The sequence below is a fragment of the Nocardia sp. NPDC058640 genome, assembly GCF_042716995.1.
Lineage (GTDB): Bacteria > Actinomycetota > Actinomycetes > Mycobacteriales > Mycobacteriaceae > Nocardia.
Genome location: NZ_JBHXRG010000055.1, coordinates 1 through 13,816 on the forward strand (window position 1 = coordinate 1; position 13,816 = coordinate 13,816).

Consider the following 13,816-nt stretch of genomic DNA (forward strand, 5'->3'; position numbering starts at 1 on the left):
CGTTCGCCCAGCTCAAAGTATGGAAGATCCTGCGCAAGCTCCGTTGCTGCCCGGACAAGACCACCCGCCTGGTGAAGGCGATCAGCGTACTCCAGACTACGAGCGTAAAGCCGTGGCGGCAGGATGAAAAAGGTTCATTTCCGCAGATTCCCGCCAGTCAAGAACACAATTCTTTTATCCGCTACCGGACACTGACCGCCGCGATCGCAGCACATCAAGGGAAATGGAGTCCGGCCGATATCAGCGGCCTGCTCGATACGGTCCTGTGCTCCTACGTCAGCAATGCCACCGCCGGAATCGCCGGCGACGTCCCCGAACGCACCCTGTGGAAATACCTCGCCGACCCGACGAACCGCCAGTACCGCTTCCGCTTCTATCAACACGACCTCGACCCGGAACCGAATTCGAACCACGTCGGATCCCAATTCACCGACCCGATCGAGTGGAGCCTGACCGAGGCGGCGCTCAGGTCGCCTTGACCACCATCGCGTCCGCGAAGGACGGCGACACGGCGCTGAAGGCGCGGACCAACCCGACGTACCGAGGTCGCAAGGACGCCGGTTGCGTGCGGACCGCCTCGACCAGCCACTGGGCGGCTTCGGACGGCGTGAGGGCGGCCAGTTCGCGGTAGTCGTCGGTGGGCGCGATCATCGGCGTGCGAACGAGCGGGAAATGGACAGTGGTGACCCGAATCCCTTGCGCCGCGGTCTCGGCCCCCATGCTGCGACCGAACGCGCTCAGCGCCGACTTCGACGCGTGATAGGCGGCGAACTTGGGCATCGTTTCCGCCGGCACACCCCAGGTGGCCACGTTGATGACGTGCCCGCCGCGCTGCTCGAGCATGGCGGGCAGCAGTCGCAGCGTCAGCGCGACCGGGCCGAAATAGTTCACCGCCATGGTCCGTTCGTAATCGTGCAACCGGTCGCAGGAATCGGACACGGTTCGCCGAATCGACCGCCCGGCATTGTTGATCAAAACATCGACGCCACCGAATCTCTCCAGCACCTGCGCGGCCAGCGCATCGACTGCCGTCGTGTCGGTCAGATCGCAACCGATGGCGTGCGCCCGCCCACCGCGCTCGACGATCTCGTCCCGTACCTCGCCCAATTCCTGTTCGCGACGAGCGACGACGATGACCTCGGCCCCGAGGTCGGCCAGCCTAAGCGCCGCCTCCCGGCCGATCCCCGAGGAAGCGCCGGTGACCAGAATCCGCTTGCCGGTGACCCGATCAGGCTCCCGCCCGATCGCCCGACTCACAGCCCTGCGCGCCGAGAACGGCGGCCGCAGCATCGCCGTCACTGCCCACCGCGGCATCAGATTCCCCATCCAGCATCACTCTCCAGCACGTCGGTTGCAATCCAGGACCAACCTAACCCGGTCGGTCTTGATCCGCAACCGACTCGGAGGCCCGTTGTAAGGTGGTCCGATGAGCGCCCCCGACGTCAACGACCTCGCGCGCCTCCGCCGCGACTCGGTCGAGGCCGCCCTCTCCCAAGTAGGCGACCGCTGGACCTTCCTGATCCTGCGCGAAGCATTCTTCGGAGTCCGCCGATTCGTAGACCTGCGCCGCAATCTGGGAGTCGCCCGAAACGTCCTCGCCGACCGGCTGAAAAAGCTCGTCGACAACGGAATTCTCGAACGCTTCGAATACAGCGAACGCCCCCCACGCGACGAATACCGCCTGACCGAAAAAGGCCGCGACCTCTACGGACTGACCATCGCCCTGATGCAATGGGGCGACCGCTGGTGCCTCGACGAGCCCCCCTTGCGGATCACGCACGCGGCCGATGACGGACTTGTCGAGCAGGTTTTGCGGTGCACGTGTTGTGGGGAGGATGTGGATGTGCGCGATGTGCGATACGAGTCGACGGACGAGTCCCATAGATCGAGCGCGTACCCGTCGTAGGGCCAAGCCTGGCGGCTACCTGTCGGATGAATTGAACAGCTGGATGTGGCGTGAACCGGGGAGTTGGCGGACGTTAGTCGTCGTGGGCGAATTCGGCGGCCCGCTGGGACCGGCATTCTGGTCCAGTTGATCGGCTAGCAGGTCCAGTCCCTTGCGGTAGATCGCGGAAGCAGCCGGACCCACGTCGTGATCGTAGGACCCACCGTGGCCGGCCCCGCATTATTCGCAACGCCCGGCAAGTATGCGCGATGTATTACATCGCCGACGTCGGGCCGCCCGAGGCCCGCTCGGCCTGTTGGTACCGCGCACGTGCGTACTCCGGAAATTGTTCGCGGAGTGCGGCATCGAAGGCCGAGGCCCTACTGGTGGAGTCGATCGGGTGGGATTCGGTGCGTGCCAGGTACCACTGTGCGAGGTCTGCGGCGGCATCATGGTGACCGTGGGCTGCGCAGAAGGCGATGGTGGCACGTAATCGTCGTGGGTTCACATTCTGTTGCCCGCGAACAACATTGGTGGTCTTCGCACGCGAAACAAGTCCGGTGACGTCGGAACGCTCGGCAAACCACGTCGCCATCGGCCCGTCCAGATACTTCATCACCCAGTCGACACCATCGCCGATGTCCCTTGCAGCCACCATGCTGTGGGAGACGGGATACGCCAGTTGGCGTTCGGGGTCGAACCGGCAATCGTCGATCTCGCCGAACTCCGCGTCGGTGCTCGAGGACGCCAGACGCGCAGTCTCCGGGAGCTCGGACAGGACCTCCGCGACGGCCGCCGACTGAATCCCGACGGACCCCGTGATGGTGACTCCGCCGAAGTTGGCTCTGTGGATGCGGATTGCCACCGCTGCGGTCAATCCGGGCACGCTTGTGGCGGCCGTGTACCAGGTGCGGTACCCGTCCAGCGATGGCGATGCGGTGAAACCTTTGCCTGCCAGAGCTGCTGCGAGCGCAGCTGGAAAGCCATTCAGTACCGCGGCTACGTCTGGGTCATCCAGAATCTCGAATGGTTTCGGCCCACTCTCGGAGAACCCGTTGCCGCAGTCATAGCCGGTCAGCTCACCCCCTAGGTTCAGGATCGCGTTGAAATAGTCTGGGTCATCCTCCCCGTTCTCTTCGCTCGCGTACTCCTCGACCTTCGCGAGGATCTCTGCGGGAACGTCCCCCGAGATATACGTTTCACCATCGTCCGCCTGGATCCCCCACACCTTGTTCCCGTCGTGCCACAGCACCACTTCGGCACCGCCGCCGCCATCGACCTCCGCGACGCCGATCACCTCACAGCCCGCCGACAGCCCGGCCAGATCCCATGTATCCTCCACCGATTCCTCGGCGGAATCCTCAACCAACAGGTACGAGCCATCAGACCGCACCGCGCCGCACAGCCGTGGTTCGGGGTGGTCCAACCGTATCCCGCTGGGTTGAACCCCGAGCGTGTCCCAAATCTGTTCCGGTGCCATCCCTCGCACCAACATCCAATTCGACGTGAAGCCCATTCCACTCCCTTTCGTGCACTGACCGGGGTTACGGTACCCAGGCCCTCTGACACGGGCCGTCCATGCAGGCCGGTGTTGTTGTTGCGGCCGATCTCAGGCCACAGGAAGTGACTCGGGATCCTCGATGAAGTCGACGACGTGGCCGTCCTCGATGGCATACACGCCTCTCGCTCCGGCACACCGCCGCCGTCAACAGTTCCTGCCGAACGGCGAGAGTCTCCGTGAGGGTGACTTGGTTCGGTATTCCGAAGTGTCACATCACCTTTGGAGTCAGCTGCATTCATGGATACGTGCGGAACTGAAGGCGCTTCAGTCGGCATGACAGCGAATATTCGATCAGAGCCGAGCCGCGCCCTCAAAGCAATTGTCGCTCAAGGTATTTCGGAGATTGATGTTTCTGAATGGTCCGCAATTCGCGCTACGGACAGGAAGGGGTTGGTCGGCGAATCGGCTCGCATTGGTGCTCTGGGGTAGATTTGCGACGCTTCCGGCAGTTTCAGCCGGGATTGCTCGAAAGGAACACAACTTGAGAACGACCGTACGCGTCTTCACTGTCGCGGCCGCACTGATGACGACTCTGAGCGGAATGGGAGTCGGCCATGCCGGCACCGGCAGCGCGGGAAACTATGCGTCGCCGGCGCCGAGGTACATCCTTCTTCCCGGCGGCGTCGTCCGCCTCGAGTCGGCTCCCGGCGGCAATCCGTACGGATGGTGGTGCGGCGGTGCGTCGTTCAACCCGCCGGCCTATGTTGTCGCGCCGTACGGCGCGCCCCTGCCGCAGGAACTACACTTCCCTCCTGGCAGTACCGTCGACATCGACTGCAGCAGTAGCAATTCCGACGACCGCGCTCAGGTGCGGCTCATCACCTTGCCCTGACTGTTGCTTGGCTCTTGGACGAGCCCGCGTCGCAGCCGGTCCCGAAATCCGGGACCGGCTGCGTTGTCAGAGAGCCCGCAACTTCGCGACTTGGGCGGTCAAGACTCGATCTCCGAGGGCCAGGCTCTGTGCGGAGACCTCGAAGCCGAGCAGGTCTCCACTGACGTACTCCACGACAGTGCGACCGCCGACTGTGACGAAGCGGACTACGCTCGCCGTCGGCATCGAGCCCGATGCTTTGTCACCCAACTCGCGCAACAGGGTCATCGCGACGATCGGCCCGACACCGGTGATCTCTTGGGGGACAGGGGCTTCCCACTGCATTTGTTCGGTCGAACCATCCCGTGAAGTGACGGTCATGGCAGATGCCGTGGTGCATCCTCGCATCGTGGCAGCCAGTGCGGCGGTATCGACAACTCGGTTGAGCACCGCGATCTGCACGTCATAGCGCGGTTCGCCGTCCGCCGTCGCGACCCGGGTCAAAGCGCCCGCGTAAAGGTCGGTCGTGATCATCCGGATGGCGGAATTGCGGGCCGCGCATTCTGGTGAATCCTTGCCCGAAGCCATCCCGATGGCACCCAGCTGGGCTGCCGCTGCGGCGGAAGGCTGGGTGTAGGTGATTCCGGGAGAGTCGGCGGCTGTCACCAGGAATTCAGTCATCATCCGGGGTGCCACGGTAGTGGTCGGAACTGGATTCGACGTCGTCGCATCGTCGGTCGTGCCGGCCCCGCACGCGGTCGTAGCCGCGATAATCGCCGCGCCGACCATTCCAGCACACATATTTCGACGAAGCGTCATCACCTGAGGTCCTCCAACTTTCCAACAACGAACACGCGCCCCCAGCGGGGCACGCCGAACATTAGCTGACGAGGGAGGGTCAGGTATTGGCGATCATCTGCTCGCCCGCAACGATGCAGTGTTCGCCGGTGCGGCCGCCGACGCGATCGGTGCGGCGATCGATTTACGGCAACCGAATCGGTGGCGGTCCTCGGCGCTGGATCGGCTCGGTATCATCGAAGCACGCCTGATCCAAGCTGAGGACGACGAAGCTGGACGGCTCGGAATCCTTGCGCTCGACGATGTTCGCAATACCGGTTCGGATCGGGCGTATGAGGCTGCCAATGAGGTGCTCGTCGGCGAGGCTGATCGGATGATCGCGGTGTGGGACGGGCAGGACGGCCAGCGCGCCGGTACCGGGACCGTTGTCGCTCTGGCGCATGAGCGGGGGATTCCGGTTGATGTGGTGTGGCCGAAAGGTGCTGAGCGCTGTTAGCTAGCCCGCTCGCCATCCCGCGCCCCCGTATCGCGCAGCTCGGCCCCAGCCTCCATGTCATCGGCGTAGCGGTGAAGCCCTGATATCGACGTGTAGGAATTCCGTAGCTAGTCCGTAGTACTGGGAGTAGGATAGTGGCTATGACCAGCCCTGCTGAGCTTCCCGAGATCCCGCAGCGCGAACTCCGCAACGACGCGAGTCGGGTTCTGCGCGAGGTCCGCTCCGGGCAGTCCTACACGATCACTGTCGATGGAGCACCCGTTGCGGATCTTGTTCCGCATCGCCATGCCCACCGTCGAGCGGCAGTGCCGCGGGCGGAGGTGATCGCAGCTTTCGCGGGCTTGTCGGGTCCGGCTGGGGCACAGCTGGATCGTGATGATCTGGTCGACGACTCGCTCTACGACCCGTACGACCGGGCTTACCGACGCGGTGAGTTCGCCGGGGATAGCACCGAATGACTACGGCTCCCGCGCGCGGAATTGTCGACACGAATATCCTGATCCTCATAGAAGAGCTCGATCCCACAGAACTGCCGGATGAGCTCGTTATCAGCTCGGTGACGATGGCAGAGCTCGCAGCAGGCCCCCACTACTCCACGGAACCAGGGGAGCGGGCCCGCCGGATCGAACGGGTGCAGAACGCCGAGGCGATGTTCGAACCGATTCCGTTCGACACCAGAGCAGCACGGCGATTCGGACATATCGTTGCCGGCGTGCTGGCAGCCGGCCGCAACCCGCGACCCCGACGAATCGACCTGATGATCGCGTCGATCGCCTCGGCCAATCGCCTTCCGCTGTTCACCGTGAACCCGCAGGATTTCGCAGGTCTGAGCGAGTTGCTGACCGTGGTGCCGGTGACACATCCGGACCAGCGCTGAGGCCGGGAGCCGTCGACGCACGGGCGCCGGCGCGCTGGGAACGGATCAGCGGTGTTCGTCGACGGCGGTGGCGGGGAGTTGTTGCCAGTGGGCGAGGATCGCGGGGTCCTGGAGGTCCATCCATGCGGCTACGTCGGCGTGGGTGGCGCAGATCGTTTCGGGGTTGTCGCATACCTCTGCCATGAAATCGGCGGTGGCGGGGTTGAAGGCGTTGCCGTTCCAGGTGTTGAAATGGTTCGCGATGACCAGGGGTGCGCGGTTGCCTTCGAAGGCTCGGCGATACATGTAATCGTAGGTCTGTTTGGTGAGTTCGCGGGCGTGGTGCGCGGTTTCGGGTTGTTCTTTCGCCTTGTTGAAGGTGAACCAGAAGTTGTAGTCCAGGGCGGTCTGGCGTTGGCGGAGAACGGGGGAATAGGCGAACGGGATCGGGAACTCCCAGATTCCCTCGATGCGTTGTGGCCAGGTCAGTCCGGGGTTCGCGGCGGGCATCGACGAATCCCATGTCATCGCGTGCTGGTGCCATGCCGGAATGAGTTGAGGGAGTTGGCCTTCCAAACATTGTGTGCGTCCGCCGCGCACCACCTCGGGCCCGAACAGGAGGTCGGGGCCGTCGTGGATATTGTTGTTGGTGCGCCAATTCGTCATCAAGGCGAAGAACTGGTCGAGTTCGTGGATCCAATCCTGGGTGGTCCACCGGTCACCGTTGTATCCACCGCCTCGACAGAAATGTCCGACGTAATGGGTGCCCATCTCGTGCCCGGCCAGCCATGTTCGATTCAGATAATCGATCTGCGTTCGGACATCGTCGGCATTACCGCCGAAGGCAATGGCCGACTGTCCGGGTGCGTGACCAGGTCCGTGATAGTGGTTTCGGTTCTCATCGGTCAGGAAATACAGTCCGGTCATCAATGCGGTGAAGCGAGCGTCGACGCGCTGCGCGACGTCGAGGAACATATCCCAGTTCGGCGTGACGCCGACACCGTCGAAAGAGAACAGGACGAACTGCGGCGGACGCTCACCCGGCGCCAGTCGGCGCATCGGCACATTGGACTCGGCGCGTTGCGGCGGCACGACACCGGGCTGCCCCACTTCCAGTGTCACAGTGGCGAAATCGGGGCCGGTCGATGTGGCGCCGTGCGACGGCGCACATGCGGCGACGATCCCAGCGGCCGCGCAGGCAACTATGCGGGAGATCCGTGTGCGCGCCCCCCGCCGCGGTCGAATTCCGATCGGGGCACTGTCTCGGTATCTCATCTCGGCTCCGCTCACATTGCGACGCAGTCCGTGCGATCGTCACCACTGAGTGTGCCGCAGCAACACGCAGTGGCCACCGCTCATTTGCTTGGCGTGTCGGGCGTGCCGTCGGACTTGATGTGATGGCCGGATGTACAGGGCGGCGGGGGTTCGATGGTCATCGTGAAACACTGGGCTGATGGCGATGTCGTCCGAACCTGTGCCGACGTGGATGCGAGATGTCGCTGCGGACCTGGAAACCTACCTGCATGCCGCCAGCGCGCTGCCGCCCCCGGCACCAACGACTGGCACCGGCGGGCAGAACGGGTGGTATGCGACATTGCCCGGCGGGCCCGTCGAAGGGCGAACGCCGTGGGTTCACATGTCCGACATCGCAATTGACTGCATGGGTGGCGCGCTCGTTCTCACCTTCACGTGGAAACCTGACGACTCCGACGATGCGCCGCGATACATCCTTCCCATGACGACCATGGAGGCCGACGAAATCACCGGATCGGATGCGCTGATCACGCGGCTGGACTACCTCCTCGACTCGGACTGGCGTGGTGATCACGCTGTCGATCTCGGGAACGGTGTGATGCTGGTTGTCATGGCGAAAGGACGTCACTACTGATCAGGGTTGGAACTGCCAGTTCAGTTCGCCTGCTTCGACTTTCGGTAGCCAGTGCTGGTCGAAGGGGGTGCCGGTTTCCAGGCTGTGGGCGAGGTCGGTGAGCATGGCGCTCAGCGATGTCCATCGAGGGCCCGCATCGTCGGCGTCTACCTTGTCGAATTCGGTGACACAGCCGTGCAGTGGGCCTGGTCTGGTATCTACGAACAGCAGGTTGCCGTCGAGGCCGGCGAAGGGGAGGAATTGGGGGAGGTAAGTGCCCGCGGGGTCGCCTGCTGCGGCGGCGGGCCGGCCTGTCTCTTCGTCGAATTCGCGCCAGATGTCGAGTTCGAGTTGGTGTTCCTGGACGACTCTGTCCAGGTCGAACAGTTCGTGGACCGGGAGCAACCTGAGCCAGTGTTCGTGGGGGAAGCCGTTGATGTGGGTGAACAGCGTCGAAAGTTCTTCGGGCCAAGGAGTTCCCGTTTTTTCGGCGGCTCGATCGATCTGCTCGGGATCGGCTCCGATCAATGGCACCGACGGCAGGTTGGCGTTCAGCCAGGTGGAGATCCGCGCCCATTGTTCGGTGACGGAATTCAGGTGCTCCATCGACATCGTCGGCGCGGTGGCATCCGCCCTGGCGGGCTGCATGGCGGGCGTGTTCAATAGCTTGTTGCGTTCATCCTGTGCTCCGATTTCCTCTTCGATTCGTCTGCTCAGCTCATCGTCGGACAAGTTCGGGTCGTCGAACCCACGCACGGTGGCGAATTCGTTTCCCAACTGAACTTGGACCACGTTGTTGACCGGGGCGCCGTTCTCGTCACGCAGACACGCGAGTACGCGCGCGGCCGCGATGAGGTCGTCGATGGCCGCGGTGCGATCAGGTGCATTGCCGAAGCGCGAGTGGGCGGCACTGTGCGCGATATCCCAGTAGGAGACAGCCCAACAGGCCGGTCATCAATACGGTGAAGCGGGCATCGACGCGCTCGGCGACCTCGAGGAACATGTCCCAATTCGGAGTGACGCCGACACCGTCGAAAGAGAACAAGACGAACTGCGGTGGGCGCTCGCCGGGCGCCAATCGGCGCATCGGCACATTCGACTGTGCGCGTTGCGGCGGCAGGACGCCCGGTTGCGCCGCTTCGATTGTGGCAGGGGAGGAATCGGGGTCGGTCGAGGTGGCGCCGTGCGACGGCGCGCACGCGGTGACGATCCCGGCGACTGCGCAGGCAATGAGGCGTGCGATACGCGTGCCTCGCCGCGGTCGGGGTCCGATGGGGCGGCGCGCTCGGTTTCTCATGTCGACTCCGCTCAGTTACGACGCAGTCCGTGCGATTCGTCGTAATCGAGCATCCCTCAGCAACACGCAGGAGCCATCGATCATTCACTCGGCGTGTCGTCGAATTCATCGCCGAATAGCGCAGAGTTGGCACACGCGAAGCCGACGGTTGTCGGTCTCAGCGGAGGGGGAGGGGGCCTGCTCGTTTGATCCAGTGGGTGACGACTTCGGTGTGTGCTCGGCTCACGCCGGGTAGTGCGCCGAGGCTGTCGGCGAGGAAGGTGTGTAGGGCTTCGGAGTCGATGAGTTCGAGGATTGCCAGAACGGTGGATTCGCCGGTTGTGGTGGCGGCGAAGGCGACCTCGGGGTAGGTGGCGAGGGCGTTGGTGACGGTTCGTAGGTCGGTGGGGCGGACGTCGAGGCGGCAGATGACGTCGAGGGTGCGGCCGTAGAGTTTGGGGTCGATTTCGACTTCGAACATCAGTGTCCCGTGGGTGATGAGTTCGGTGATCCGGCGGCGCACAGTCGATTCGGCGATGCCGGAGGATCTGGCGAGGCGCGCGATGCTCATGCGGCCGTCGGTGGCCAGCAGTGTCAGTATGCGTTTGTCATCGGCGGTGTGGTGTGGCGCCGGGTCAGGCGGTGCGGGATGGTGGTCGAGTAGGGCGTGCTGCTCTTGTGGGGTGAGGGCTTGGAGGCGGCCGGGCCATCCGCCGACGCCTGCGACGGGGGCGAGGAGACGGTGGGCGGTGACCGGGCCGATGTGCGGTGTTCGACGGAGTTGGGTCAGCGTGTGGGAATCGGTCGGTGTGGTTCGCAGGATGCAGAACAGGCCGCCTGTGTCGGCCAGGGTGGCGACCCAGGACGTGTCGGTGCGGGCGGCCAATGTGCGCGAAATCGCGTCCACCGCGGATGGTTGCGGGGTGATCCGGAGAATCCAGTCCGCCTGGCCGGGCCGGTCGTGGCGGGTGATGCCGACGACGCGGAGCACCAGTTGCGAGCGCAAACGGTGATAGCGGCGGGAGACGCCGCGCTCCGATATTCCGAGGGCGGTGCCGATCCGGGCGAACGATGCGCGTGGGGCGAGCTGCAGCGCGTGCAGCACACGCCGGTCATCGCTGTCCAGGCTGACCGATTCCACCACAAGCACTCACTCTAGTGACAGTATCCACCGCTCTGAGGCCTGGTGAACGACGAATTTCTGCAGCCGAAGCACAGTGAGCTCGTGGCCCACTGACGGGTCGCCCGGCCTCGCCGGAATGCTCGATCCAGAGGAGAAGATCCCTGTGCTGACAGTTCTGCCCATCCGCTATGTCGCCGACGTGGCGACCTCACGCCGCTTCTACGAAGGTCTCGGGCTCACCTATCGCACCGACGGCAGCGTCGCTGTGTGGGCACAGCTCGACGCGTCCGCCGGCGCGCTCGGCGTCCACGACGCTGCGGTGTCGAAGGGAAAACCGCCCGGGACAGTAGAACTCGGCTTCTCCACCGGCGAGCCGCTCGAGCAGGTCGCCGCCCGGCTGACGAGCGACGGCTACGACTACACCCTCGTCGAGGAGGATTTCGGTCGCAGCATCCGGGTTACCGATCCCGACGGTGTGGTCATCCAGATTCAGGAGATCGATCCCGAGACCGTGCGACGGTCGCAAGCGCAGCTCTGATCGGAGACTCAGTCCGCATTGCGGTGGGTGCCGTCGCGGACGGTGCCGACGAACTCCTCGATCAGGTCCTCCAGGGCGACCACACCGACAGTGTTGCCTCGGCTGTCCACCACTCGACCCAGGTGGGAACTGGTGCGGCGCAAGCGGGCCAGTGCTTCGTACAACGGGGTCCCGGTGCTCACGGTGGGCAAGGGGCGGATGTCGGTGCGGGGGATGACGGTGTCGGGGCCCGCGTTGTCGTCGGCTACCTCGTCGAGGACGTCCTTGATGTGGAGGTAGCCGACCAGGGAGCCGTCGGCGGCGGCTACCGGGTAGCGGGAGAAGCCGGTTTCCGAGACGGCGGCTTCCACTTCGCCCAGGGTGGTTCCGTTGCCGATCAACGGGACCGACCTGGCTTGGGCCAGGGGAACCATGACGTCGCCGACGACCTGTTCGGAGGTGCCCAGCGCCTGAGTGAGGCGTCGGTGCTCCTCTTCGTCGAGTAGGCCTTCGGAGCGGGATTCGCCGATCATTTCGGCCAGTTCCACTGTCGAGACCGTGGCGTCGAGTTCGTCCTTGGGTTCCACGCCCAACATGCGCAGGGTCATGTTGGCGGCGAAGTTGTAGATCGCGATCAGGGGGCGGGCCAGGCGCAGGAACATCAGGTGGATCGGGACCAGCAGCAGCGCACAGCGTTCCGGGCCGGCCAGGGCGATGTTCTTGGGGACCATTTCGCCCAGCAGGATGTGCAGGATCACCACGATGGTCAGTGCGAGGGCGAACCCGACCGGGTGCAGCAATTGTGCTGGGAGACCGAGCAATTCGAAGGGGCGCTCGATCAGGTGGGCGATCGCGGGTTCGCCTACTCGGCCCAGCAGGATCGAGCAGATGGTGATACCCAGTTGGGCCGCGGCCAACATCATCGACAGGTTCTCGCCCGCTTCGATGACTGTTTGGGCCTTCTTCTTGCCTTGGGCGACAAGGGCTTCCAGGCGGTCGCGCCGCGCGGAGATCAGGGCGAATTCGGCGGCGACGAAGAACGCGTTGCCCGCCAACAGGATCACGGTGAGGAAGATTCCGAACAGGTCACCCATTGTTGTGCTCCCGTCCGGCCAGATTCGCTGCGTCCACGGGGATCAATCGGACGCGGTCGATGCGTCGTCCGTCCATGCGTTCCACCTTGGCGATCCAGCCGCCGCCCGAGCCGCGGGACTCGGGCAGCACCACTTCGTCGCCGGTTGTCGGGATGCGGCCCAGTTGCGTGAGGACCAGCCCGCCCAGAGTTTCGTATTCGCCTTCGGGGGCGTCGTAGCCGGTGGCGCGGGAGACCTCGTCGATGCGCATCAGGCCCGAGCAGTCCCAGCCGTCGGAGACCCGGCGCACGTCGCGTTCTTCTTCGTCGTGCTCGTCGCGGACGTCGCCCAGGATTTCCTCGATGAGGTCTTCCATGGTGACCATGCCCGCGGTGCCGCCGTATTCGTCGACCACCAGCGCCACCTGCATGCCGTCCGCGCGCACGCGTTCGAGCACTTCGTCGCCGTCGAGACTGGCGGGCACGATCGGCACCGCCACGGCCAGCTGGCTCAGCGGGATCTTCTTGCGCATGTCGCCGGGATGGGTGAAGGCCTGTTTGACGTGCACGACGCCCAAGGTGTTGTCCAGGTCGCCGTCGATCACCGGGAAACGGGAGTAGCCGGTGCGGGCCGACGCGGCGATGAGGTCGGCGATGGTGTCGTCACGGTCCAGCGATTCGACTTTCACACGCGGGGTCATCAGGTCCTCGGCGCTGCGCTCACCGAATTCCAGCGAGCGGTCCATCACCTGCGCGGTGCGCTGATCCATCGCACCACGCATGGCCGACGTGCGCACCAGCGAACCCAATTCCTGCGGTGAGCGGGCCGAACGCAGTTCCTCGGCGGGCTCGATGCCGAGGCGGCGGACCACCCAGTTGGCGGCGTTGTTGAGGAAACGGATCAGCCATTTGAACAGGGCGGAGAACCCGATCATCGGGCCCGCGGTCAGCCGCGCGACCTTCATCGGTTCTGCGATCGCGATGTTCTTGGGTACCAGTTCGCCGTAGATCATCGACAGCGAGGTCGCGATGACCAGCGCCAGGATCAGCGCTACGGCCTGCGAAGCGCTCTCGCTCAAACCGACGGCGTCCATCAGCGGATGCAACAACCGGGCCAGCACGGGTTCGGCGATGAAACCGGTGATCAGGGTGGTGATGGTGATGCCGAGCTGGGCACCGGACAATTGGAACGACAGGGTGTTGTGGGCCTGTTTCACCAGCCGGGCGCGGGTGTCACCCTCGCGGGCGGCCGCTTCGACGGTGCTGCGTTCCAGTGCGGTGAGCGAGAACTCGGCGGCGACGAACAACGCCGTTCCGAGGGTGAGAGCGGCGAAGCCGAGCAGGCTGAGCACGGTCACAACGATGGCCATCCTCAGCACCACCCGAGTGGGGCAACGGGGAAACCAGGGGATCGAACGGACGCTGCGGAAAGGAGGACGCCGGGTTTGTCACCCGGCTCCGTAGAGGAGCCCTCCTGTGTGGCGCCCTGAGACGCGGGTGACAACTGGATCCTTTCGAGGCGGGAATCGAGCGGGTGCCGTGATCGGCAACTCC

General features: G+C 64.5%; 16 protein-coding genes and 1 pseudogene. 8 read left to right on the forward strand and 9 right to left on the reverse strand.

Annotated elements, in window-relative coordinates:
* Nucleotides 1–95, forward strand: a pseudogene (locus ACFWU5_RS28665) (IS5/IS1182 family transposase); the annotation flags it as partial.
* 370 nt (nt 96–465) lie between these two features.
* Here ACFWU5_RS28665 and ACFWU5_RS28670 read toward each other — a convergent pair.
* The gene (locus tag ACFWU5_RS28670) at nt 466–1,326 is read right to left on the reverse strand and encodes an SDR family oxidoreductase (protein ID WP_379269979.1); all 861 of its coding nucleotides are present in this window, start codon (nt 1,324–1,326) and stop codon (nt 466–468) included.
* 100 nt (nt 1,327–1,426) lie between these two features.
* Here ACFWU5_RS28670 and ACFWU5_RS28675 point away from each other — a divergent pair, with 100 nt between their 5' ends.
* Nucleotides 1,427–1,906 (forward strand): winged helix-turn-helix transcriptional regulator, encoded by a 480-nt coding sequence (locus tag ACFWU5_RS28675; protein WP_379269980.1) that lies wholly within the window; start codon nt 1,427–1,429, stop codon nt 1,904–1,906.
* Nucleotides 1,907–2,159: 253 nt separating this feature from the next.
* Here the strand turns inward: ACFWU5_RS28675 and ACFWU5_RS28680 are convergent, their stop codons facing one another.
* The gene (locus ACFWU5_RS28680; protein ID WP_379269981.1) at nt 2,160–3,182 is read right to left on the reverse strand and encodes a hypothetical protein; all 1,023 of its coding nucleotides are present in this window, start codon (nt 3,180–3,182) and stop codon (nt 2,160–2,162) included.
* 745 nt (nt 3,183–3,927) lie between these two features.
* Between ACFWU5_RS28680 and ACFWU5_RS28685 the strand changes: the two genes are divergently transcribed.
* A complete protein-coding gene (locus tag ACFWU5_RS28685) occupies nt 3,928–4,278 on the forward strand; it encodes a hypothetical protein (protein ID WP_379269982.1) in 351 nt (116 codons plus the stop codon).
* Nucleotides 4,279–4,344: 66 nt separating this feature from the next.
* Here the strand turns inward: ACFWU5_RS28685 and ACFWU5_RS28690 are convergent, their stop codons facing one another.
* Nucleotides 4,345–4,941: a hypothetical protein gene (locus tag ACFWU5_RS28690; RefSeq protein ID WP_379269984.1), complete on the reverse strand. Its 597-nt coding sequence runs from the start codon at nt 4,939–4,941 to the stop codon at nt 4,345–4,347.
* A gap of 253 nt (nt 4,942–5,194) precedes the next feature.
* On the opposite strand from ACFWU5_RS28690, the gene ACFWU5_RS28695 reads away from it, so the two are divergent.
* The 3 genes from ACFWU5_RS28695 (at nt 5,195) to ACFWU5_RS28705 (ending at nt 6,428) form a co-directional block, all read left to right on the forward strand.
* Nucleotides 5,195–5,551: a hypothetical protein gene (locus ACFWU5_RS28695; RefSeq protein WP_379269986.1), complete on the forward strand. Its 357-nt coding sequence runs from the start codon at nt 5,195–5,197 to the stop codon at nt 5,549–5,551.
* 140 nt (nt 5,552–5,691) lie between these two features.
* A complete protein-coding gene (locus tag ACFWU5_RS28700) occupies nt 5,692–6,009 on the forward strand; it encodes a type II toxin-antitoxin system Phd/YefM family antitoxin (RefSeq protein WP_379269988.1) in 318 nt (105 codons plus the stop codon).
* Nucleotides 6,006–6,428: a type II toxin-antitoxin system VapC family toxin gene (locus tag ACFWU5_RS28705; RefSeq protein ID WP_379269990.1), complete on the forward strand. Its 423-nt coding sequence runs from the start codon at nt 6,006–6,008 to the stop codon at nt 6,426–6,428. Before ACFWU5_RS28700 ends, ACFWU5_RS28705 begins: the two co-directional genes overlap by 4 nt.
* A 45-nt stretch (nt 6,429–6,473) precedes the next feature.
* On the opposite strand, the gene ACFWU5_RS28710 is transcribed toward ACFWU5_RS28705, so the two are convergent.
* Nucleotides 6,474–7,529: a polysaccharide deacetylase gene (locus ACFWU5_RS28710; RefSeq protein WP_379242105.1), complete on the reverse strand. Its 1,056-nt coding sequence runs from the start codon at nt 7,527–7,529 to the stop codon at nt 6,474–6,476.
* A 331-nt stretch (nt 7,530–7,860) separates the two neighbouring features.
* Between ACFWU5_RS28710 and ACFWU5_RS28715 the strand changes: the two genes are divergently transcribed.
* On the forward strand, nt 7,861–8,295 hold the full coding sequence (locus ACFWU5_RS28715) for a hypothetical protein (RefSeq protein WP_379242104.1): 435 nt from the start codon (nt 7,861–7,863) through the stop codon (nt 8,293–8,295).
* Here ACFWU5_RS28715 and ACFWU5_RS28720 read toward each other — a convergent pair whose 3' ends face one another.
* The 3 genes from ACFWU5_RS28720 to ACFWU5_RS28730 all read right to left on the reverse strand — a co-directional run bounded on the left by ACFWU5_RS28720 (nt 8,296) and on the right by ACFWU5_RS28730 (nt 10,694).
* On the reverse strand, nt 8,296–9,066 hold the full coding sequence (locus ACFWU5_RS28720) for an SMI1/KNR4 family protein (RefSeq protein WP_379269992.1): 771 nt from the start codon (nt 9,064–9,066) through the stop codon (nt 8,296–8,298).
* A gap of 85 nt (nt 9,067–9,151) precedes the next feature.
* Nucleotides 9,152–9,571: a hypothetical protein gene (locus ACFWU5_RS28725; RefSeq protein WP_379269993.1), complete on the reverse strand. Its 420-nt coding sequence runs from the start codon at nt 9,569–9,571 to the stop codon at nt 9,152–9,154.
* A 157-nt stretch (nt 9,572–9,728) separates the two neighbouring features.
* Nucleotides 9,729–10,694, reverse strand: a complete 966-nt coding sequence (locus ACFWU5_RS28730; RefSeq protein WP_379269995.1) for an Lrp/AsnC family transcriptional regulator — start codon at nt 10,692–10,694, stop codon at nt 9,729–9,731.
* A 142-nt stretch (nt 10,695–10,836) separates the two neighbouring features.
* On the opposite strand from ACFWU5_RS28730, the gene ACFWU5_RS28735 reads away from it, so the two are divergent.
* Nucleotides 10,837–11,211, forward strand: coding sequence for a VOC family protein (locus tag ACFWU5_RS28735; protein ID WP_379269997.1), 375 nt, complete (start codon nt 10,837–10,839; stop codon nt 11,209–11,211).
* A gap of 8 nt (nt 11,212–11,219) precedes the next feature.
* Here the strand turns inward: ACFWU5_RS28735 and ACFWU5_RS28740 are convergent, their stop codons facing one another.
* Both ACFWU5_RS28740 and ACFWU5_RS28745 read right to left on the reverse strand, forming a co-directional pair.
* Nucleotides 11,220–12,284, reverse strand: coding sequence for a hemolysin family protein (locus ACFWU5_RS28740; protein WP_379269999.1), 1,065 nt, complete (start codon nt 12,282–12,284; stop codon nt 11,220–11,222).
* Complete coding sequence (locus ACFWU5_RS28745; RefSeq protein ID WP_379270001.1) at nt 12,277–13,632, reverse strand: hemolysin family protein; 1,356 nt, start codon at nt 13,630–13,632, stop codon at nt 12,277–12,279. The genes ACFWU5_RS28740 and ACFWU5_RS28745 overlap by 8 nt, the downstream gene beginning before the upstream one ends.
* Nucleotides 13,633–13,816: the final 184 nt, after the last annotated feature.

Coding starts and splice junctions, on each gene's coding strand:
- ACFWU5_RS28670 (WP_379269979.1), bottom strand. CDS start 1,326: ATGGGGAATCTGATGCCGCGGTGGGCAGTGACGGCGATGCTGCGGCCG.
- ACFWU5_RS28675 (WP_379269980.1), top strand. CDS start 1,427: ATGAGCGCCCCCGACGTCAACGACCTCGCGCGCCTCCGCCGCGACTCG.
- ACFWU5_RS28690 (WP_379269984.1), bottom strand. CDS start 4,941: ATGATGACTGAATTCCTGGTGACAGCCGCCGACTCTCCCGGAATCACC.
- ACFWU5_RS28700 (WP_379269988.1), top strand. CDS start 5,692: ATGACCAGCCCTGCTGAGCTTCCCGAGATCCCGCAGCGCGAACTCCGC.
- ACFWU5_RS28705 (WP_379269990.1), top strand. CDS start 6,006: ATGACTACGGCTCCCGCGCGCGGAATTGTCGACACGAATATCCTGATC.
- ACFWU5_RS28715 (WP_379242104.1), top strand. CDS start 7,861: ATGGCGATGTCGTCCGAACCTGTGCCGACGTGGATGCGAGATGTCGCT.
- ACFWU5_RS28725 (WP_379269993.1), bottom strand. CDS start 9,571: ATGAGAAACCGAGCGCGCCGCCCCATCGGACCCCGACCGCGGCGAGGC.
- ACFWU5_RS28740 (WP_379269999.1), bottom strand. CDS start 12,284: ATGGGTGACCTGTTCGGAATCTTCCTCACCGTGATCCTGTTGGCGGGC.
- ACFWU5_RS28745 (WP_379270001.1), bottom strand. CDS start 13,632: ATGGCCATCGTTGTGACCGTGCTCAGCCTGCTCGGCTTCGCCGCTCTC.